The sequence below is a fragment of the Psychrobacillus sp. FSL K6-1415 genome, assembly GCF_038003185.1.
GTDB lineage: Bacteria > Bacillota > Bacilli > Bacillales_A > Planococcaceae > Psychrobacillus > Psychrobacillus psychrodurans.
Genome location: NZ_JBBOOQ010000001.1, coordinates 2561383 through 2581761 on the forward strand (window position 1 = coordinate 2561383; position 20379 = coordinate 2581761).

Sequence of the window (20379 nt, forward strand, 5' to 3'; positions counted from 1 at the left end):
AGAAAAAGAAAAGTTTGTATATAGATTTTTTATAGGCAATCCTTTATAATTAGGTGGAAATAGGAGGGGTAACAATGAATGAGTTTGAACAAAATGTCCAGTCGAAACGTAACGACGCGATCGACTCTGGTGTAGGTTTTGTAGTCTCCTTTGGTTTTTTTGCAATAATGTTTGTCATTGCAACCGTTATTGAGTTCGTAGCTCGATAAAATGAAAATTCAATTAGTGAGATATTCTTCAATCGTACTGATTGAAAACTAAAAGGGTTTTGCCTCGTGGAGGTAAAACCCTTTTTTCACTGCACTTTCATATTTCGAAGCTAATATAATATAGCAAGCGGAAACATTCTAAGCATCTGGGGCACAGCTTCATTCTCCTTTTGCCACAGGATGTTAGTCAGACGTGGCCACACAATATGGCTTATTAAGCCTTTGTCCTTTAAATACTTATGGAATTGTAACAGTCATATCCCCACTTTTATTAATCTCGACTTCAATAGTACCGTCCGTCCCTGTCTGTAAATAAGGAATTCGCAATTCTTCTAGACGCTCGACCACCTCTGGATGTGGATGACCATAGCGATTTTCAAAGCCTGCTTGTATTATCGCTACACTAGGCTGAACCAAATTCAAAAACTGCTCAGTGCTAGAGGTTTTACTGCCATGATGACCTACTTTCAATACATCAATTTGTTGTATTGCTCGTGAATAATACTCCACTAGATCTAACTCACCTCGTTCCTCTAAATCTCCAATGAATAATCCATGAAAATTATTATTTCTCATTGATAATACAAGAGAATCATCATTCCCCTCATATATTTCATCCATTGGATATAAGTATTGAAAATGATAGTAATCTGAAAAGATAATGTCCCCAGCAATCTTTTCATAAACCGGGATTCGTTGCTTATCAATCTCCACCCTTAAATCATCCATTACTTCTTTCTCCCAAGAACCAGGAGTAATATGAATCTCCTTTACTTTTACTCCTCTTAGAACTTCTTCTGCACCTTCCATATGATCAGCATCTGCATGGGTAATGATAAGTATATCGATTGCATTTATACCCTTTCCTTTTAACAAAGGCAAAACAACCTGTCTACCAATTTCGTAAGGTTCATTTGTTTGTTTCCAAGTTTCTTGATCGAACCTTAGTAATCCACCTGTATCTATCATTATTACTTGTTTTCGGTAAGGCATTTCAATTAGTATACAATCACCTTGTCCAACATTTACAAAGGTAATTCGGGTTGTTGAATCCGTAAGAGGAGCTAAGTGAATAACTAATAGAGTAATTAAGAAATAAAGGGTACATCCAAATACCTTCTTTTTTCTTTCTATGGAGATAAGTATTGCAATCACGCTAGTGTAGGCAAGAAGTATCATCCAGTTCTCCGGCCTCATAGGATTCCACATCTGGTATGGTAATGTACCTAACTTTAGAATGAGAATATCAATTAAGCCTCGAATAGGTTCATACACGAGAAACAAAGCTTCAGAGATAGAAGGCACTACAAATGTTAGCAACAGAAACAAAAGATTAAGAGGTAAAACGAGAAACGTAAATAAGGGAACAAATATTAAATTTGCGAGGAAAGAAGAAATAGAAATTTCATAAAAGTGATAGAGAAGAATAGGATAAACGATAACTTGACAAACTGCAGTTAGAATAAACGATTGTAATAAATAGGAATGAGTTGATTTTAATAAAATCGAGGAATAAATAAGTGAAAATGCAGCTAAATAGGAGAGTTGAAAACCAATTTGGAATATAATCCAAGGTGTTAGAAAGACAAATCCCATAAAACTTAATGAAAAAGCGTCTTCTATTGCTATTTTTCTTTGAAAAAGTACTGAGATTAAAACAATCTCTGTTACAGAAACAGATCTCCATACGGAAGGCGCCCCTCCAGCAAGCAAAGCATATAAAGGTAGTGCAATTATTAACAACCAGTTTGCGGTTTCCCTTCTTACACCTAAACGAATCATTATTTCAAAAATTAACCAAACGATGAGCGCAACATGTAGACCAGAAATAGCAAATAGATGCGTTATACCGAGTGTCTGGTAGGCACTTTGCATATCGGAAGGCATTTGCTCCCTACTACCTATTAAAAGTGCTTCTGCCTCTGCTTGGAGCGATAATGGAAAGCGATCCCGTATATGCTGTTTCACCTTAAAACGCTGCCCTGCCATAAAAGTTATAAAATCTGTATTTTTTCCAATGAGCTCATACTGAGTAACTTGAAGTTGTCCGACAGAGCCATTATTTTTTAAATAATTTTCCATATTAAATGCATACATATGTGATTTTGGTCCATTAGAAGTTTCTTCCGAGCGTATATTCATAGTTATTCCTGCAAGGGAATGTTTTTTGAACGCTTCCTTATGTTGTTCACTTTCCAGTTTTAATTGAACATACCACTTATCCTTGTTCTCTGATATAGCAAAACCACGTAGAGTGCTTCCATTAATGCGATATGTGTCTGTCCAAGTAATTTGGGTGACATTTTGAGCTAGTGAAGGAATAGGCATTCTCTGCAAAGTATAAAAATAGCAACTTATTCCTAAACATAAAATAATTACTATAAATGACACTGAAAACTGTTTATATAAAAGCAAAAAAAGAATTACAAACAAGAAGAACAGGATAATGGTAGATTCGTAAGCTGCTATTACACCTACTATAACTGCTATAGCGATATATATTAAATTTCCGCGGATGTTGTTAATCCAAATAGTTCTGCCACCTTCATTTCATATGGTGCTAATTCTTCAACACTTGCTCCTTTTTCTTTCAGCTTTGATATTAGTTCTGTGTACAACGCAACTTTTTCATCACTCAAGAAATCTATCTTTCGTTCATCGAAAGGCACATGAATAACTTCGACTCCCGCCTTACTTAACAATTCAATGGCATAAGAGTTGTTTTTATAGTCTTGAGCATAGTACAGACGACTAATCCCAGCTTGAATGATTGATTTCGTACACGGTAAGCATGGGAAATGAGTTACATATAGGTCAGCACCACTCACTGTAATCCCGTATTTAGCACATTGTAAAAGAGCATTCATCTCTGCATGTATAGTTCTCACACAATGGTTATCCACGACATAACATCCATGATCAATACAATGGTCACCACCTGAGATAGATCCATTATATCCTCCTGCCATAATTCGGCGATCACGCACAATCGTAGCGCCAACTGCAAGACGTGTACATGTGCTTCTAAGTGCAAGTAAATGGCTCTGAGCCAAGAAAAATTGATCCCATGTTATTCTCTCCATATAATTACCTCCAAAATATACGTTTATCTAAGTGTAGTAGTTTGTGTAAGAAACTTCAATAATTCGTTTGTTATTTTACGGATATTAATGGTTCCAGTTTCTCATATGTTTTTTGTCCAATACCAGTTACTTTCTTTAAATCCTGTTTTTCTTTGAAGGCTCCAGATTGCTCGCGATGAGAAATAATTGCCTCGGCTTTAGCTGCTCCAATGCCTGGTAAAGTAGACAAAACTGTAGAATCAGCATTATTTATATTTACTAACGACGATTGTGAACTGCTAGTAGGTAACAGCACTTCTTCTACTTCTTCGCCCTCTTCAGGAACATAGATTACCATCTCATCTTTCACACGCTCTGCATGATTAATATGTTTTGAGTTACTAGACTCTAAATAGCCACCAGCCATTTCAATCGCATTTAATACACGATCTCCTTCTAAAAGTTCATAAACACCCGGTTTCATTACAGCACCTTTTACTTCCACAAAAACAAGGGGAGTTTCTACATATTCAATTATTTCTTCTTCTGGAAAATTTTCTTTTAATGGGATAGTTGGGATTGAATCAGCTTTGGGGGTAGCCGATTTTAGAAAGGATTGAATACTGATGAACAGTATTATTCCTATTACTACTACTGGGAGTAATAGCATTTTCTTATATTTCTGGACGAACTGTTGAATCAGAATCATCAGCCTCTTTCATAAGAGGTAAATTATATGGAGTTATAAAAACTATACTAAATTTACGTGTAGATGAAAAGGGTTATTTTAAAAGTCATAACGGTAAAAAATTACCAATAACTAGGAAAAGAAAGATCTGTCACTAACGAAGAAGGAAGATTTAGCGAGTGGAAATAGAGAAGTTAAATAACTAAAGAAATTGCATTTTCAAGAGTTTCCTCTACAAAAACACCTACAAGTATCTTAGAGTAGCAAGACGACTAAAAAAGATGCTTGTTGGTTGTGACAGTCGTCACACTAACAAGCATTCCTAAAAATTCACTCGATATAAATATAGCAAAATGTATGTCCACACATCTTCTAAACGATAGAAACAGGTTTGGACCCTAGATGATTGATACGTCTCTCACCCAGTATACCTTATTTTACAGCATGGATAAACCATCTATCCACTTCTCCTATAGGCTTTCCAAAAATATCATCACGGACATTCACGGAAGAAAAGCCTACTGTTTCTAGAAGAGTCTTGAATGTTTCCACAGAATACGTACGTTGGTAATGGGATTCTTCAAATCGTTCATAATAACCTGATTCATCACGTACAAAAAAAGTTATATCGTGGTAAATTGAATGATTTTCTTCACCTGGTTCTGTATGCCAAATATAAGCAACTTCCTCATCTTCATACGTAAAAGGTCCATTTGGGTATATAACATCCATCTTATAAAGAGAATGGACATCAAAAAATAACTGTCCACTTGGATTTAAAGCTTCAAACAAGCGTTTGAATGTCTGCTCTACTTCTTCTAACGTCTCTAGATAGTTTATAGAATCTATAGCAATAACCGCTACATCTACCTCATTTACACCTTCAAGTTCTGCCATTGATTGACATATAAAAGAAATATTCGTTCCATTTTCAAAGCTTCGATTTTGAGCTACTGTAAGCATAGAATCGGATAAATCTACACCTGTTACCTCATACCCCGCTTTTGCAAAATGGTTGCTAAGAACTCCTGTACCACAGCCAATATCGACTAGTTTTTTTGATGTAGTCACAGGTGCATACTGTTGTACCCATTCCGCATATTTGTTATATGGTATGTCTGACATTAATGAATCATAAATATAAGCAAATTGTTCATACGTGGACATTAAGCATCTAGCCCAACTTGAATCATTGGTGCGTCTCCCCAAAGTCTCTCTAAATTATAATAAGCACGCTCATCCTTATGGAATACATGTGCTACGACGTCACCCATATCAACTAAAATCCATCTTGCTTCATCAAAACCTTCTAATCTTTTCACATTAAAACCTGCTTTGAAGGCTTGGTCCTCTAGTTCTTTTGCAATTGCTTGAACCTGGCGATCCGAGTTTGCATGGCAGATTAAAAAGTAATCAGCAAGTAATGAAACCCCCTGCATATTTAATACTACAATATCCTCTGCTCTTTTATCGTCCGCTGCTTTATAAGCGATTTCTACTAATGAATTTGAAGATGTCATTCTTTCACTGTTCCTCTCTGTTGTATCATATCATTGTAACAATGAAATGAATCCGGAAATACCGGTTGTTTTTTTTCTATTAAAAATGAAATACTATGCCTTATACAACTTGTCATTGCATCTTCTAAATCGACCTTTGCTTTTTCACGTAAAAGTTCGACTCCTGAAAATTTCCGACTAGGCTCTATCATATCAGAAACATAAATGATCTTTTCAAGTTTCGACATGCCAGCCCGACCCGTTGTATGAAACTCGATAGCTTGCAAAATATCCTGATCCGAGATTTGAAATTCTGTTCTCGCTAAATAACTACCAACAGGAGCATGCCATAATTCATGATTAAAATTTAATAATAATGGATTCATTTTTTCTGAAACAATTATGGATCTTAGCCATTCTTGATTGGCATACTTTACACTGTCATGCAAAATTCCCGCAATCTCTGCTTTTTCAAAATCTTCTCCATACATTTTAGCCAGTGTAATAGCTGTTTCAGCTACACCTTTTGTATGTATAAATCGCTTTTCGGGCATCCGATTTTTCATCTGCGCAAGTAAATGTTCATGTTTCATATAGCTTCTCCTTTCGGATAAAGTCCCGAACACCATCACTAATAAGAAACTGAGTAGTTTCTCCATTTGTTATTCGATTTCGAATGGTAGTAGAAGATAAATCGATTTGAGGTATATCTAAAGTTACTATAGGATATGCAGTTTTGAGCAATTTATTTGGTCTAGGAACTCCTACTAAATGCACATTTTGTATAAGTTCTTCGATTCTATACCACTTAGGTAGATCTTCTACCTGATCTCCACCGATAATAAAGTAAAAATCAGTTAGCGGTTCACGTTTTCTAAGTAGCTCCATCGTATCAAAAGTGTAAGAAGTTACTCCCTGCTCAATTTCAATCTTTTCTATTTTCAACATGGGAATCTCTCTTATAGATATTTCCACCATAGTCAGTCGTTGTGCAGCTGTAACTCTATTTTTTATTTCTTTATGAGGAGGGTTAGCATTTGGCATTAAACGCACTTCGTCTAATTTCAACGCATGTAGTACTTCATTTGCAATTATCAAATGACCAATATGCGGCGGGTTAAAAGTCCCACCTAAAATCCCTACTTTTTTTCTCATGCACGACTCGCTTTTGGAAGCTCGATTCGTTTATTATTTTTAGACGGTTTGTACAGTACTACTGTTAAACCGATTAGTTGCACTAACTCTGATCTCGTACCTTTTGCAAGGGCCTCTGCAACTTCATGCTTATCGTCTTCACAATTTTGTAAAATACTAATTTTGATTAATTCTCGAACTTCAAGTGCTTCTCCGATTTGTTTAATCATCGCATCATTTACTCCACCTTTACCGACTTGGAAAATCGGAGATAGATTGTGTGCTTGACTACGTAAAAATCTTTTTTGTTTACCTGTTAACATAATTTCCTCCTAATTGATCTATCAATTGTTGGATCATCCCATCAGTATCGGGATTAACTCCATTCCAATATGAAAAGGCTAGTGCGCCTTGATGTACAAGCATCCCTAGACCATTAATTGTTCGAACATTGTATTTCTTCGCTTCCTCTATTAAAGGGGTGACTAAAGGATTATATACGATATCTGCAACAATTGCATTCTCTTTTAACTGATGTAACTGAATTGGCAATGATGCATCGCTATTTTTCATACCTAATGGCGTTGTTTGGACGATGACATCAAACTTGATTAATGTATTTTCAGCTACCTCAAGAGTAACTGCCTGTCCTGCCTTTAGTTCCTCCACTAATACTCTTGCCTTTTCTACCGTTCTATTCGCTATTGTCAGATGCGTAAAACCTTGTGTTTTGAGAGCATGAGCTATACCACGTGCAGCTCCTCCTGCACCAATTATCAATATGTTGTATTCAGGTAAAATACGGCCAAGGGAGTTGATAAAACCCAATCCATCGGTATTATACCCAACATATTTGTTGTCCAATGTTTTTACAACTGTATTTACTGCTCCAATTCCTTTTGCAGAATCGTCCACTTCATCAAGATAAGGAATAATCGCTTCTTTAAAAGGAACAGTCACATTCCAGCCACTGCATCCTAGAAGTTTTAACGATTCTACTGCTTGCTCAAGATGATCTAGTTCAACATGTATAGGGATATAAGTTGCATCAACATTCAATTGTTTTAACCATGTCTCGTGCATTTCAGGTGATAAGGAATGGGATATTGGATTTCCTATCACAGCAAACCATTTTTTCAATATATCCCTCCTATATTAACGATGGACGAATTGAAATTTCTACACCCGCTGGAGCATGAGCTGCTACAATTACTCCTCCACGCTGTACAGTAATCCACCCTAATCCAGAAAATACGATATCTGTTTTATCATCTTTAATTTTAAATTCATGACGAACTAAAGGTGGTAATAGATCCGCAAACTCTTCGCTAGGTGGAGATAATAATTTACCTTTATGTTCTTTATATAAATTATCCGCATTCTCTAATTTTGTGCGATGAATTGGAATATCATTTGCTATATGACAAGTAAAAGCTGCACGTTCACCTTTAATAAAGTCAAAACGAGATAAACCACCAAGATATAATGTTTGTTCACTATTTAACTGAAATACTTTCGGTTTAATTTCTTTTTTTGGTGTAATATATTTCAATTCCGTTGGATCTAAATAATGCGCCATTTGATGGTGATTAATAATCCCAGGAGTGTCAAATAATGATTTTTTATCGTCTAATGGAATTTCAATCATATCTAATGTAGTACCAGGGAAATGTGAAGTAGTAATAATCGCATCTTCTCCAGTTGCTTGTTTAATAATACGGTTAATAAATGTGGACTTTCCAACATTTGTACAACCAACGACATAAACGTTTTCGCCTTTTCTATAATGCTCAATTGCTTCCATCGCTTCTGGCATGCCTGTCCCTTTATGTGCACTAACAAATAATACGTCTATTGGAGACAAACCAAGTTTTTTAGCTTCTAGCTTCATCCAATTAATGACTTTATTTTTTTTCACTGATTTTGGTAGTAAGTCTGCTTTATTAGCAATCAACAAAATAGGGTTGTTGCCGACAAAACGATGCAAACCAGGTAACCAACTACCATTAAAATCAAAGATATCAACTATTTTAACGATTAACCCTTTTTGCGTGCCTAAGCTATTTAAAATTCGTAGAAAATCATCATCTGTCAATGAAACTGGTTGTAATTCATTGTAATTCTTCAAGCGGAAACAACGCTGACATATAATATCTTCTTTTTCTAAAGAGGAAATTGGCGCATAACCTGGCTCTCCAACTTTTTCTGTTTGTATTGTTGTACCACAACCGATACATTTTGGTGCTTCTGTCACGCTTCTTCCTCCCATGTAACTTGTCCTTTTTTGTCCAAGTAACTAAAAATTCTTCGTTCCACCATACGATTAAATTTGGTCACAAATCCATCTGATTTTGCAACTGGAATGACTAAAATCGTATGAAGTTTTAATCTGTTACCGCCAAATACATCGGTTAATAGCTGATCACCAATCACTACTACTTCTTCCCGTTTTACTGACATAATGCTTAAAGCTTGGAGAAATGCTTTTCCAAGTGGTTTACGCGCTTTAAATATGAATGGAATTCCAAGAGGGTCTGCAAAGGATTTAACTCGTAGTTCATTGTTATTAGAAACAATGGTTACTTGGATCCCAGCAGCTTTAATACATGCAAACCACTCGATTAATTTAGGGGTAGCATCTGGTCGATCCCATTCAACTAATGTGTTATCTAAATCTGTAATAATTGCCTTAATCCCTTTATCTTTTAGCAATTCAGGTGTTATATGATAGACACTTCTTACAAATTCACTAGGTATAAAATTTGAATACAAAGACGAACACTCCAATTCGAGGCATTTTCTATTTATGATTATAGCATATTTGCTACATTCTCACCCATTCGGACAAATTTACCAGGGTGAACTTCACTTGAGAACTCCACACTATCCGCTTCGAATAGCATGACGACAGTCGATCCAAAGGAGAAATACCCGACCTCTTCCCCTTTATTCCATACAGTAGAATTATTCGTAAGCTCAATCGAATTTACAAACATCGCTCCTACTTTTATATGTATACATTTTTTTTCATTTGGCATTTCTAGTTCCGTAAGCATTCGGTAGTTACCACTTATTGTTTGTTTTCCAAATTGAAGACCCCATTTATTGACTGGATACGATTTTTCACCAAGAATATATTGTTGGAGTACTTTCCCATCAATTGGGGAATGGATTCGATGATATTCTGCTGGACTTAAATATAAAACAATATATTTTCCATTTTGAAAGGATGAAGCTATTTTTTCTGAACCTAGCATATCCTGTAAAGTGTAGGTTTTCTGTTTTACATAAAAGAGTCCATCCTCTGTAATATCCCCAAAAGTTTCTATTGTAGCATCGACAGGGCTTATAATGCTAGTAGTTCCCTTATCAATCGGACGGCTATCCTCTTTAACTTTTCGAACAAAAAAGTCATGTAAAGTAGGGAAATCATTGCTTTTTTGTATAGTATCTTGAGTTGATATATTAAAATATTTTATATAAGAGGGAATCATATGTTTGCTTATTTTGGACTGTGTAAAGCTTCGGATTAGTGACGATGACCATTTTCCATTGGTTAATTCAATCATGGTTTGATATAATCTTTCTCTCATTTTTTAGCTCCCTAGAAAAAATTAAACTTACTATTTTTACTTAATCGAAGTATAATGAACAAATATGTTATTTGTAAAGGAGTGATTTGCAATGTTTTTACTAAATGCGATGTATCAAACAGTAAAAAAATTGAAATCACATGCGGCGAATATGGTCACCATTGGCAACCTTGCATTTGGTGGTGCAGCCATCATGGCAACGATGAATGAAAATTACACGTTCAGTGTATTATTTATATTTATAGCTGGCCTTTTAGACAGATTTGATGGAATTGTAGCAAGAAAATTTCACCTTGAATCCGAATTAGGCAAACAACTAGATTCCATGAGCGATATTATTTCATTCGGGATAGCTCCTGCATTACTGATGTATTCATTGGTACTACAAGAGTTTAGTGTTACTGGAATGATTATAACTGTCATCTATATAGCATGTGGTGCTTTCAGGCTTGCACGATTTAATATATCTGAACCGAATGGTTTTTTTACAGGTCTACCAATTACTGTTGCTGGTGTGATTTTAACCCTGTCTTATTTTGCGATAGAATATATACCATCTGTTTCGTATATGTTTTTGTTCATAATTCTCGCATTGCTAATGATCAGTACATTTACACTAAGAAAAGTTTAATGACAGAATGCTCAAGCGCTTATGTTAGCCCTGACAACGTTCTTCTGCGCCCGAAATTCTGGAGCGACTCGAAGAGCTAGGCGCTGGAGCTAGACAGCAAATGACTTAAAAAGTGTATACGTGTTAAATTTAAAGAAAGCGGCTGCGAATTTGCGGTCGCTTTTTTCATATTTCGCCAGCTTTCGACATACATTAGACTAACAACTAGATGGAGGTGAACCTCATTACAGGTATAATGACTGCCTTTATAAGCATCTTTGTAGAATTCCCTCTCGTGCTTGGTTATTTGAAAGGCCAGGCATTTCATCAACCCTTCAGTCCGGAAGAAGAAAAAGTCATGATAGATCGTTTTTTAGGAGGCGATTTATCTGCTCGCGACGAACTAATTGAACGAAATATGCGATTGGTTGCTCATGTTGTAAAGAAATTCCACCCAAAACATGAACTATTAGATGATTATATCTCTATCGGTACAATTGGTCTGATGAAGGCTGTCAACAGCTATACCCCGACGAAGAAAACTAAACTAGCCACTTATGCTGCCAGATGCATTGAAAATGAAATATTAATGTATTTACGATCATTAAAGAAGGTACAAAAAGATGTTTCACTACATGAGCCAATTGGTATGGATAAGGATGGTCACTCTTTAGAGATTACAGACCTGCTTCCAGGTATCGATAAAAGCACAGATGAACAGCTAGTAGAGGAAGAGGATACAAATAACTTATATAGACATTTGTCACAACTTGAAAGCAGAGAACTCGAAATTATCATCCGAAGATATGGATTACTTGGTCATGAACCAATGACTCAAAAAGATATTTCTAAGCAACTAAAAATATCTAGAAGTTACGTTTCTCGGATTGAAAAACGCGCATTAGTAAAACTGTATCAATCCTATATACATGAAAAAAACTCTTTTGATGTATCAAACACCAAAAGAGCTTAGGTAGGATCAATCTTCACTTGTCTCTGCGATCATGATAAATGCTAAAACCGCTGTAACTAAAACTGACATCGCCATTAAAAATAACATTGGATCTCCCCCTCTAACATTGAAAGCGCTTGATGACATTATCATAGCACATAATAGGAGAATTATTAATATGTGTCAAACTACTCAGTATGGCAATTTAATGACAAACCTATAGTTTTTCAATTACATTTAAGACTACTTGTGTTGAATGTTTTGCAGCAATTGGCAAAAACTCATCGAAACTGATAGAAGACTCTTTACCAGCAATATCAGAAAGTGCTCGGATTACAACAAAAGGAACCTCAAATTGATGGCAGACTTGTGCTACTGCAGCTGCTTCCATTTCACAAGCTTTCATTTGTGGAAAATGAATACGTACCTGTTCTACTTTTGCAGGATCATGCATAAAGATATCACCCGTAGCGATTAAACCAGTTGCAGCTTGGTGTTCGCCAATTTCAAGTACAGCATCCTCTGCTAATTTCATTAATTGCTCGTCTGCTTTAAATGATGCTGGGAGCTGTGGTACTTGACCAATTTCATAGCCAAAAGCGGTTACATCCACATCATGGTATCTTACTTCATGTGAAATTACGATGGCCCCAACTTCTAGATTTGGATCATAACCACCTGCCGAACCAGTGTTAATGACATAATCTGGTTTGTATTCACTTAATAATATGGAAGTGGTCATTGCTGCATTCACTTTCCCAATTCCACTTTTCAATAAAACAATTTCATGATTCTTGTATGTCCCACTTGTAAATTCACTGTTTGCGATTGTCTTTGTTTCAGGATTTTCTATTTCTTTTCTCAGAAGCTCTACTTCTTCTTCCATTGCACCAATGACTGCTATTTTCATTGTTTATTGCCCCTCTCTAAAATGCACTTCTTTAAAAATAAGGAAAAAAGCTTCTTAAGTCAAGAAGCTTTTCTTTTTACATATATTCAGAGCTCTATTCTAATGTTTTAAGTATTTCTTTTTTAGTTGGTTTCCAGCCTTCACCATCGATCCATTCTAGGGAGATACGATAAATTTCACTTCCATCCTTTGAAGTGACAGTTCCAATGGATTTTTGCGGGCTTCCACCATTACCGATAAACTTTACATACATATTGGACGTATCTAAATTAGCAGCATACGCTAATGCCTTAACTTTTTCATCCCAGTCAACAGATGAATTGTCGTAACTAGAAACATGATTTCCTGATTGCTCAGTCCCTACAGGCTGCCATCCTGAATCTATTACAACAGAATCGACATTGGTTTCGTCTGATGGTTCTGTAGTTACAGTACCACCCTCATTTTCTTCCGTTTCAGTGCTTTCATTCTCTTCTGTTTCTGATGTTGTTTCTTCACTTGACGAAGTAGAATCAGTGGAGCCAGTACTATTCCCCACTACTTCTTCAGATTCTTTGTCTTTCTCTTGCTCTTTCGATTCATTCTCAGTATTTTCTTCTTGTTCAGTTTTTATGTTAGTTGTAGCACTTTCTTTCTCCTCATCACCTGTAACAAGATTTACAGTCACTATGATGATAAGGAGAATTACTATTCCTATAAGTATATTTAAAATGTTATTCTTTTTTCTCTTATGATTTCGTTGATCCAAACGCGTGTCAAATTTCGTATTCTTTTCTGGCATGTAAATTCCTCCTTCAATATAAGAGAATATACTACAAATAGACGACAATGATAGGGTTTTGTTTCAACAATCTCAAAAATAGTTCGATTGATAGTCATCATCAAATCTCGGTAGACCATTTTTACACAAATGCTTGACCAGTATTTTAGGTATATGATTCTATTCATTCTTTTCTATTAAGGAACATGAACATGCCGTTATTTCCACTCCGAGCGGACGCTTTCTGTGGAAAGCGTCCACCCGAAACGGAAATCTTTAGTGTTATTTATTCGTTCTTTTACCTTAAACACACTGTATACGGTACAATATTATATATTTCTTTTCAAAAAAAGAGGTAAACGGTTTCGTTTACCTCTTCGCTTTAAGATATAGTTTTTATTTCTACGTCCATCTCTCCACCTGGAGTTAGGATTTTCACTCGATCTCCTGTAGATTTGCCAATCAATCCTTTAGCAATTGGAGAATCATTCGAGATAAGACCTTCTATTGGATCTGCTTCTGCAGAACCTACGATTGTGTAAGTTTCTTCATCACCATCTGGAATCTCTACAAATGTTACAGTTTTACCAAGTGTAACAGTGTCGTTATTTCCTTCTCCTTCGATGATTACTGCATTGCGAATCATTGACTCTAAGGTTGAGATTCTACCTTCTACAAACGCTTGGTCTTCTTTAGCTGAATCATACTCAGAGTTTTCTGATAAATCACCAAAACTTCTTGCAATTTTAATACGCTCTACTACCTCTTTACGTTTTACCGTTATTAAATGCGTTAATTCATCTTGTAACTTTTGTTTACCAGCAACGGTCATTGGATATTGTTTCTCTGTTGACACTCCCATACACTCCTTTAAATACACACTTAAAACTCTATCATGGATTATTCATATGCATCTAATCACAATGTTATGAATATCATGAAATTATTGTCAATCTCAATCATCATATTATACAATAACATCCGTTTCAAGAATAGTTTTTATTTTTGTTACCATTAAATCGATAGCTACTTCATTTTGGCCACCTTCTGGAATGATTACATCTGCATATCTTTTAGTTGGCTCAATGAACTGATTGTGCATTGGACGAACTACATTAAGGTATTGATCCACAACTGAGTCTACTGTACGTCCTCTTTCGTTAATATCACGTAATATACGACGAATAATACGTAAATCTGCATCTGTATCCACGAATAATTTGATATTCATCATATTTCGAAGACGCTCATCTTCTAATACTAGAATACCCTCTAAAATAATTACATCTTTAGGCTCTATCTTAATCGTTTCTGAAGAGCGAGTATGTTTTGCATAATCGTATACAGGCTTTTCAATTGCCTTATTGTCTAACAAATTGTGAATATGTTCAAGTAATAAGTCATTATCAAAAGCTAGTGGATGATCATAATTTGTATTAAGTCTTTCCTCAAACTTCAAATGACTTTGATCTTTATAATAAAAATCTTGTTGTATTACTACTACTGAATGATCCTTAAATACTTCACTTATTGCGTTCGTTACACTCGTTTTACCTGATCCTGATCCACCTGTGATCCCAATGATAAGAGGAGTTTTCTTCGTCATTATTTCATCCCTTTTCTCATCATATTATTTGGATATAATTTTTCCTGACATTTAAATTGGACAACTTGTAATGGATGTCTCGCCGCATCCAACACTTGTCCTTTTTCGTCTAAAATTTCTTTTATAACTACTTCAACGTTTTCTATTTCTGGGCCAAAAAACTCTACTATGTCTCCTGGCTTAAAATAATTTCGTTGTTGTAGTGTAACTATCTGTGTTTCTTCGTTATACTCTAACACAAGTCCCACAAAATCGTACCCTAATTTTTTATCATGGACTCCGTACATTTGTTGTTCAAAGCTCGGTTCATCCTCAAAAAATGCTGTGTCCGCTTCACGATTTGCACATTTTTCCAGTTCTTCTATCCAGCTAAGCTGCATTTGAAAGTTTTCAGGATCTGCACAATATGCATCAATCACTTTACGGTAAACACTTACAACTGTAGCTATATAGTGTATTGACTTCATACGTCCTTCCACTTTTAAAGAGTCGATTCCTAGTTCTATCAAACGCGGTATTGATTCCAATAATTTTAAATCTTTTGGACTCATGGCAAATGGAACATCATTATCTGTGAATAATGCCTGTTCTAGCCCATCATTTTGCTCATACAAATCATAATCCCAGCGACAAGACTGACAGCATCCTCCTCTATTCGAGTCACGAGCAGTCATATGATTGGATAGTGTACATCTTCCACTGTAAGCTATACACATTGCCCCATGGATAAATGTTTCAATTTCAATATCAACTTTCTCTTTCATCAGTTGAATCTCGTCACCACTAGTTTCTCGAGCAAGTACAACACGATCAAGCCCTTCTTCTTTCCAATATTGAACCGCTTTCCAATTGGATAAGGATTGTTGTGTGCTCAAGTGAAGCTCTAGTTTGGGTGCTACAGTTCGACATGTCTCAATTATTAATGGATCTGCAACAATAATACCAGTTACACCAGCTGCTTCAACTGCTTGTAGGTACTCTTCTAATCCATCCATATTTTCATTATGGGCGAATATATTAGTAGTCACATACACTTTAGCTCCGTATCGTTTTGCAAATTCTACTCCTTCCCGCATTTCATCTATTGAAAAGTTTCCCGCATTTGATCGAAGGCCAAATTCTCTTCCACCTATAAAAACGGCATCTGCTCCATAATGCACAGCAATTTTTAACTTTTCTAAACTTCCAGCAGGCGCTAATAACTCAGGTTTTTTCGTAATAACTCGTTTACCATCAATTAGCTCACTTATTTTATCTATTTTAGTATTAAGCAAATAAACCTACCCTTTCCTAACTGATTAATACCATTTAAACTTTCAGTTATATGTTATTAATTTCATAAAAAGCATACTAAATAGTGAATTCCAACAAAGTTGATTTCCGTTCCAGGCCGACGCCTTCCACACCAATTAACGCAACAAACTTTTAAAAAAAGAGTGATCTGCCGTATACATTCTTTTATTGAAACAGTAATTATGAAATTGACTCATATATTCCTTTAATACACAGTTTCCTTAAAGAAAAAGCCAGTATCTAATGGTCTTAATGCTGGTTGGATTTCTTCAATTTTGTTAAAGAGATCTTTTTTACAAGCTTTATAAGCTTCTTTCGATTCAAAATAAGCATCGATAGCTTTACGGTAGTAGCTCGTTATAGCAGTAATATAAGATGGATCTTGAAGGATTCCATCTATTTTCAAACTATCAATTTCAGCATCTAATAACTCATCAAGTTCATCTATCATACACATATCATTTGGACTAAAAATATGTGTTCCGTTACCATCTTCATAAATCGGATATTTATTGGAACGCTCTTTGTCATGTAAAAACATATTTTTATTTTTAGAACGATTCTCTACTTCCATTGCTTTGTCTTGAAACAAGAAGTAATTACCTAAAAGTGAACGCTTCGACTGAAATATACATGTCATTCCGTGGACTTGCACTTCAATTTGAACTTCAGCATTTTCTTTTATTTCCACTACTTCGTCTAGGCTAAGTTCTCTTGCTAAAACAGCTCTAGTTGAACCACGTTTCCCCCAATAATTCGCTGTGAAATAATTGGTTGCTGTTTGTTCCGTATTCCAGTGTAAGGGAATAGTTACTTCAGCTTCACGTCTAGCTATAATGACAGCTGGATCACCGAAAACAATTCCATCAACACCGATTTCTTGAAGCTTTTTCATATAAGGTGCAAGTGCTTCCATTTTATCGTTATGGAAAAGTGCATTCATCGCAATATATAACTTTTTGTTTTGTTTGGAAGTGATGTTTCTTGCTATTGTAATTTCTTCTAACGTAAATTCTCCAGGAAGTCTTAGACCAAAAAATTGTTCACCGACTAAAAAGGCATCAGCACCAGCCACGATTAAATCTTCTAAGTGACTAATACTTGTAGGCGTTACTAATAGCTCAGTTTTGTTCATATCTTTCACCTCTTAATACTTACTAACATTCCATCTCCAACTGGTAAGAATGCCGTGTCATAATCCGGATGATTCATCAACCACTCCATAAATTGATGTTGGTTTCGGACCATTGTTCTTTTTCTTCTTGGCACTTCACTCATCGGTAACTCGGACAATCCATTTAACAATAAATTATCACAATAAATAACGCCACCATCATTCAAAAATGGGGCATATTTTTCGAAGAAATTTTTGTATTGACCTTTAGCTGCATCAATAAAAATAGCATCAAATTGGAGTTCTCCAAGGTCTTTTGCTGAAATTTCTAAAGCGTCTCCAACAATTACTCGAATTCGATGTTGCAAATTCGCACGTTCTATATATGTTTTAGCAAGCTCAGCCTTTGTTTCATCCCGCTCGATGGTCACAATGGATGTTTGCCCTAGTTTAGTTGCCATGCGCATGGAAGAGTAACCAATAGCAGTTCCTAGTTCTAAAACAGACTTGGGCTTTTGTAAGGAAAGAAGTTGCAATAACGATTCCATCCCCATTAGTTGCATAATAGGTACATGATTATCTTTTGCATATTGTTCCATTTCCAAAAAAATAGCGGATCTAGGCTTAGTCAGATCCTTCAAAAAATTATCGCTTATATTCATCTAAACTAACCCCTTTAGGTCATTAAAATAGTACTCCCTATTATGTAAAAAAACAACTCTTATAATAACATAGCAGGAGAAGGAATGCGACATCACTCCCTCTCCTGCAGCCTAATTATTTTAAAAATTCGTCTATTTTTTGAAGATGTTCATCATATGTTACAGAAAAGTGATTAGTACCCTCTTTATCTGCTAAGAAATAAAAATAATCTGTATCACTTGGATCAAGTGCTGCCTCAATAGATGATTTACCTGCATTTGCAATAGGTCCAGGTGGTAACCCTGTATTTTGATACGTATTGTACGGATTATCAAACTCTAAATCTTCAAACAAAACACGATCTTTATGCGTACCTTTTGCATAAAGGACAGTTGGATCTGTTTGTAAAGGCATACCTTCTTCTATACGATTGTAAAAGACACTTGCTATGGTTGCTCGATCTGTTTGGGCTGTTGCTTCTTCCTCTAACAAAGATGCAAAAGTTAGTAACCAATGAACTGATTTCTCTTCTGCTTGCAAAAGGTCTACGTACGACGTTACAACTTTATCAGTATTAGCAAGCATTGTATCAACGATTGACTCTATAGAAGGATTTTCCTCAAAAAATGGATAGGTGGCAGGGAAAAGATATCCTTCTAATGCATAGCGCACATTTTCTCCTTTAATCTCTGCTCCTAAAACATTTGGATATTTAATCATCATTCTATCAACAAATTCCTCGCTCGTTACGAGCTTAAAGAAATCATCTGCAGAATGCTTTGTGTTTTTTTCAACTACTTGTCCAATTTGCTCGATCGTTAATCCTTCAGGAATAGTCAACGAGAAAACTGGTTCTCTGTATACTTTACCAGATTTTAAGCTTTCAATAATTTCGTCTAAAGTCATTGCCTTTGTCAAACTATACTCTCCAGCCTGAAATTGAGATTCATTGTTGAACTTTGCATAATACTTGAAGATTTTAGCGTTTTTAATAATTCCGCTTTTTTCCAACTCACTGGATATAGAATCTAATCCTGATCCAATTGGGATGTCCACAGTTATGGTCTCTTCAGAGTTAGGATCTAATGGGAGTAGAGCTGATTCTACATAGTTATAGACAATTAAACCACCTATTCCCCCAACGACAATTATAAGAAAAGTAATAATTAAAACAATTTTTCTAACAAGTTTCACTTCTTTTTTCTTATTTTTCATTTTATTAAACATAATATCTTTTTTTGTTTCATTTCCCACGGGTTCTCCCCCTTATCTCCATCTCATTATACAAGAAAACATATAAAAGAACAAAAGCCCAAGTACTCTCTAAACAGAAACCAATTTCTATTGTTTTCGATGAGTCTTGGACAGACTTTTTGCGATATTATTACCGATGATGCTGATTACTCTCCTGCAATTCTTAGAAACAGGAAAGTACGCTTTTGGATAACTAATACTTTTCTATCGGTAAGTCGCTTCTTTGGTCATCAATATACCTTGATAATTGGAACTATGTAAAAAAGAACTAAGCAAAGAAAAAGGTGAATGAGGCTTCCCTCATCCACCTTGAATAGATAATCTTATTCTTCGTCTTCGTCTTCTTGCTCATCTAAAAATGTACTTAACATTTCTTCGATCATATCCCATTCAGCATCAGATTCAACAGGAAGTAATTCTCCGTCTTCTCCATCTTCATTAGGAGTGAAAGATGATGCATGAATTTCGATTTCTTCATTTTCATCTTCTTCTGCTCCTATTGGATAATAAAGTACATAGGATTTTCCATATTCGTCTGATTCAAATGTGAATAGCACGTTACAAAGTTGTTCATTTCCATTCTCATCTACAATTGTAATATTTTCTTGACCGTGGTCCATTTGCAGTCACCTCATCTATTTTTTCTATCAAGATAGCCTTGTAAAATCATTACAGCAGCCATCTTGTCGATCACTAACTTACGTTTCTTACGACTTACATCAGCATCTATTAACATACGTTCTGCAGCCATCGTTGTCAATCGTTCATCCCATAATGTGACTGGGAAATGATATTTCTCGGTTAATAGCTTAGCATATTGTTCAGAAGCTTCAGCACGTGGACCAATAGAATTATTCATGTTTTTCGGAAATCCAACAACAAACTCTGTTACATTATGCTCTTTCACGAGTTCATCAATTCGTTCTAGACCAAACTCAAAACTTTCTTCATGTATCTTTATTGTTTCAATACCTTGAGCAGTCCAACCTAGTGCATCACTAATTGCCACTCCAACGGTACGAGAACCAACATCTAAACCCATAATTCGCATCG

25 protein-coding genes are annotated in these 20379 nt (G+C 35.5%); 3 read left to right on the forward strand and 22 right to left on the reverse strand.

Going from position 1 to position 20379, the window contains the following annotated elements; genetic code table 11:
* Window positions 1-74 precede the first annotated feature (74 nt).
* Window positions 75-209 carry a YqzM family protein gene (locus MKY60_RS12110; protein ID WP_090563866.1) on the forward strand — a complete coding sequence of 45 codons (135 nt, stop codon included), beginning with the start codon at window positions 75-77 and terminating at the stop codon, window positions 207-209.
* A 237-nt stretch (window positions 210-446) separates the two neighbouring features.
* Here MKY60_RS12110 and MKY60_RS12115 read toward each other — a convergent pair whose 3' ends face one another.
* The 12 genes from MKY60_RS12115 to MKY60_RS12170 form a co-directional block, all read right to left on the reverse strand.
* On the reverse strand, window positions 447-2537 hold the full coding sequence (locus tag MKY60_RS12115; RefSeq protein ID WP_340929988.1) for a DNA internalization-related competence protein ComEC/Rec2: 2091 nt from the start codon (window positions 2535-2537) through the stop codon (window positions 447-449).
* Between the two features lie 173 nt (window positions 2538-2710).
* Window positions 2711-3292, reverse strand: a complete 582-nt coding sequence (locus tag MKY60_RS12120) for a ComE operon protein 2 (RefSeq protein WP_340929990.1) — start codon at window positions 3290-3292, stop codon at window positions 2711-2713.
* Window positions 3293-3362: 70 nt separating this feature from the next.
* Window positions 3363-3980, reverse strand: a complete 618-nt coding sequence (locus MKY60_RS12125; RefSeq protein WP_340880039.1) for a helix-hairpin-helix domain-containing protein — start codon at window positions 3978-3980, stop codon at window positions 3363-3365.
* A gap of 411 nt (window positions 3981-4391) precedes the next feature.
* Window positions 4392-5126 (reverse strand): class I SAM-dependent DNA methyltransferase, encoded by a 735-nt coding sequence (locus tag MKY60_RS12130; protein ID WP_241596540.1) that lies wholly within the window; start codon window positions 5124-5126, stop codon window positions 4392-4394.
* Entirely contained in the window at window positions 5126-5479 is a 354-nt protein-coding gene (gene rsfS / locus MKY60_RS12135; protein WP_090563876.1) for a ribosome silencing factor, read from the reverse strand. Before rsfS ends, MKY60_RS12130 begins: the two co-directional genes overlap by 1 nt.
* Entirely contained in the window at window positions 5476-6051 is a 576-nt protein-coding gene (gene yqeK / locus MKY60_RS12140; RefSeq protein WP_340929992.1) for a bis(5'-nucleosyl)-tetraphosphatase (symmetrical) YqeK, read from the reverse strand. The genes rsfS and yqeK overlap by 4 nt, the downstream gene beginning before the upstream one ends.
* The gene (locus MKY60_RS12145) at window positions 6041-6613 is read right to left on the reverse strand and encodes a nicotinate-nucleotide adenylyltransferase (protein ID WP_340929993.1); all 573 of its coding nucleotides are present in this window, start codon (window positions 6611-6613) and stop codon (window positions 6041-6043) included. Before MKY60_RS12145 ends, yqeK begins: the two co-directional genes overlap by 11 nt.
* Window positions 6610-6915 carry a ribosome assembly RNA-binding protein YhbY gene (gene yhbY / locus MKY60_RS12150; protein ID WP_090563882.1) on the reverse strand — a complete coding sequence of 102 codons (306 nt, stop codon included), beginning with the start codon at window positions 6913-6915 and terminating at the stop codon, window positions 6610-6612. Before yhbY ends, MKY60_RS12145 begins: the two co-directional genes overlap by 4 nt.
* Window positions 6902-7732, reverse strand: a complete 831-nt coding sequence (gene aroE / locus MKY60_RS12155; RefSeq protein ID WP_241596548.1) for a shikimate dehydrogenase — start codon at window positions 7730-7732, stop codon at window positions 6902-6904. The genes yhbY and aroE overlap by 14 nt, the downstream gene beginning before the upstream one ends.
* A 10-nt stretch (window positions 7733-7742) precedes the next feature.
* Window positions 7743-8846, reverse strand: coding sequence for a ribosome biogenesis GTPase YqeH (yqeH, locus tag MKY60_RS12160; RefSeq protein WP_340929995.1), 1104 nt, complete (start codon window positions 8844-8846; stop codon window positions 7743-7745).
* Window positions 8843-9364 carry a YqeG family HAD IIIA-type phosphatase gene (locus MKY60_RS12165; RefSeq protein ID WP_241596551.1) on the reverse strand — a complete coding sequence of 174 codons (522 nt, stop codon included), beginning with the start codon at window positions 9362-9364 and terminating at the stop codon, window positions 8843-8845. Before MKY60_RS12165 ends, yqeH begins: the two co-directional genes overlap by 4 nt.
* A gap of 38 nt (window positions 9365-9402) precedes the next feature.
* Complete coding sequence (locus tag MKY60_RS12170; RefSeq protein ID WP_340929997.1) at window positions 9403-10185, reverse strand: phosphatidylserine decarboxylase; 783 nt, start codon at window positions 10183-10185, stop codon at window positions 9403-9405.
* A gap of 91 nt (window positions 10186-10276) precedes the next feature.
* Between MKY60_RS12170 and pssA the strand changes: the two genes are divergently transcribed.
* Entirely contained in the window at window positions 10277-10816 is a 540-nt protein-coding gene (gene pssA / locus MKY60_RS12175) for a CDP-diacylglycerol--serine O-phosphatidyltransferase (protein WP_090563892.1), read from the forward strand.
* A gap of 223 nt (window positions 10817-11039) precedes the next feature.
* Window positions 11040-11768, forward strand: a complete 729-nt coding sequence (gene sigK / locus MKY60_RS12180; RefSeq protein WP_090564485.1) for an RNA polymerase sporulation sigma factor SigK — start codon at window positions 11040-11042, stop codon at window positions 11766-11768.
* A 196-nt stretch (window positions 11769-11964) separates the two neighbouring features.
* Here sigK and mtnN read toward each other — a convergent pair whose 3' ends face one another.
* The 10 genes from mtnN to ruvX form a co-directional block, all read right to left on the reverse strand.
* Complete coding sequence (mtnN, locus tag MKY60_RS12185) at window positions 11965-12657, reverse strand: 5'-methylthioadenosine/S-adenosylhomocysteine nucleosidase (protein WP_241596552.1); 693 nt, start codon at window positions 12655-12657, stop codon at window positions 11965-11967.
* A 94-nt stretch (window positions 12658-12751) separates the two neighbouring features.
* Window positions 12752-13438: a YrrS family protein gene (locus tag MKY60_RS12190; RefSeq protein WP_340929999.1), complete on the reverse strand. Its 687-nt coding sequence runs from the start codon at window positions 13436-13438 to the stop codon at window positions 12752-12754.
* A gap of 361 nt (window positions 13439-13799) precedes the next feature.
* Entirely contained in the window at window positions 13800-14273 is a 474-nt protein-coding gene (greA, locus tag MKY60_RS12195; protein WP_093496139.1) for a transcription elongation factor GreA, read from the reverse strand.
* A 111-nt stretch (window positions 14274-14384) separates the two neighbouring features.
* Window positions 14385-15023, reverse strand: a complete 639-nt coding sequence (udk, locus tag MKY60_RS12200; protein ID WP_090563900.1) for a uridine kinase — start codon at window positions 15021-15023, stop codon at window positions 14385-14387.
* On the reverse strand, window positions 15023-16297 hold the full coding sequence (locus tag MKY60_RS12205; protein WP_241596560.1) for a peptidase U32 family protein: 1275 nt from the start codon (window positions 16295-16297) through the stop codon (window positions 15023-15025). Before MKY60_RS12205 ends, udk begins: the two co-directional genes overlap by 1 nt.
* A gap of 224 nt (window positions 16298-16521) precedes the next feature.
* Window positions 16522-17451: a peptidase U32 family protein gene (locus MKY60_RS12210; protein WP_241596563.1), complete on the reverse strand. Its 930-nt coding sequence runs from the start codon at window positions 17449-17451 to the stop codon at window positions 16522-16524.
* Window positions 17452-17456: 5 nt separating this feature from the next.
* Window positions 17457-18092, reverse strand: a complete 636-nt coding sequence (locus MKY60_RS12215; protein WP_340930002.1) for an O-methyltransferase — start codon at window positions 18090-18092, stop codon at window positions 17457-17459.
* A 115-nt stretch (window positions 18093-18207) separates the two neighbouring features.
* The gene (mltG, locus tag MKY60_RS12220; protein ID WP_241596569.1) at window positions 18208-19326 is read right to left on the reverse strand and encodes an endolytic transglycosylase MltG; all 1119 of its coding nucleotides are present in this window, start codon (window positions 19324-19326) and stop codon (window positions 18208-18210) included.
* 323 nt (window positions 19327-19649) lie between these two features.
* Window positions 19650-19946: a DUF1292 domain-containing protein gene (locus tag MKY60_RS12225; RefSeq protein WP_211894702.1), complete on the reverse strand. Its 297-nt coding sequence runs from the start codon at window positions 19944-19946 to the stop codon at window positions 19650-19652.
* Between the two features lie 11 nt (window positions 19947-19957).
* Window positions 19958-20377, reverse strand: coding sequence for a Holliday junction resolvase RuvX (ruvX, locus tag MKY60_RS12230; RefSeq protein ID WP_090563915.1), 420 nt, complete (start codon window positions 20375-20377; stop codon window positions 19958-19960).
* Window positions 20378-20379 lie beyond the last annotated feature (2 nt).

Coding starts and splice junctions, on each gene's coding strand:
- MKY60_RS12110 (WP_090563866.1), top strand. CDS start 75: ATGAATGAGTTTGAACAAAATGTCCAGTCGAAACGTAACGACGCGATC.
- MKY60_RS12115 (WP_340929988.1), bottom strand. CDS start 2,537: ATGCCTATTCCTTCACTAGCTCAAAATGTCACCCAAATTACTTGGACA.
- MKY60_RS12120 (WP_340929990.1), bottom strand. CDS start 3,292: ATGGAGAGAATAACATGGGATCAATTTTTCTTGGCTCAGAGCCATTTA.
- MKY60_RS12125 (WP_340880039.1), bottom strand. CDS start 3,980: ATGATTCTGATTCAACAGTTCGTCCAGAAATATAAGAAAATGCTATTA.
- MKY60_RS12130 (WP_241596540.1), bottom strand. CDS start 5,126: ATGTCCACGTATGAACAATTTGCTTATATTTATGATTCATTAATGTCA.
- rsfS (WP_090563876.1), bottom strand. CDS start 5,479: ATGACATCTTCAAATTCATTAGTAGAAATCGCTTATAAAGCAGCGGAC.
- yqeK (WP_340929992.1), bottom strand. CDS start 6,051: ATGAAACATGAACATTTACTTGCGCAGATGAAAAATCGGATGCCCGAA.
- MKY60_RS12145 (WP_340929993.1), bottom strand. CDS start 6,613: ATGAGAAAAAAAGTAGGGATTTTAGGTGGGACTTTTAACCCGCCGCAT.
- yhbY (WP_090563882.1), bottom strand. CDS start 6,915: ATGTTAACAGGTAAACAAAAAAGATTTTTACGTAGTCAAGCACACAAT.
- MKY60_RS12170 (WP_340929997.1), bottom strand. CDS start 10,185: ATGAGAGAAAGATTATATCAAACCATGATTGAATTAACCAATGGAAAA.
- pssA (WP_090563892.1), top strand. CDS start 10,277: ATGTTTTTACTAAATGCGATGTATCAAACAGTAAAAAAATTGAAATCA.
- mtnN (WP_241596552.1), bottom strand. CDS start 12,657: ATGAAAATAGCAGTCATTGGTGCAATGGAAGAAGAAGTAGAGCTTCTG.
- MKY60_RS12190 (WP_340929999.1), bottom strand. CDS start 13,438: ATGCCAGAAAAGAATACGAAATTTGACACGCGTTTGGATCAACGAAAT.
- udk (WP_090563900.1), bottom strand. CDS start 15,023: ATGACGAAGAAAACTCCTCTTATCATTGGGATCACAGGTGGATCAGGA.
- MKY60_RS12210 (WP_241596563.1), bottom strand. CDS start 17,451: ATGAACAAAACTGAGCTATTAGTAACGCCTACAAGTATTAGTCACTTA.
- MKY60_RS12215 (WP_340930002.1), bottom strand. CDS start 18,092: ATGAATATAAGCGATAATTTTTTGAAGGATCTGACTAAGCCTAGATCC.
- MKY60_RS12225 (WP_211894702.1), bottom strand. CDS start 19,946: ATGGACCACGGTCAAGAAAATATTACAATTGTAGATGAGAATGGAAAT.
- ruvX (WP_090563915.1), bottom strand. CDS start 20,377: ATGCGAATTATGGGTTTAGATGTTGGTTCTCGTACCGTTGGAGTGGCA.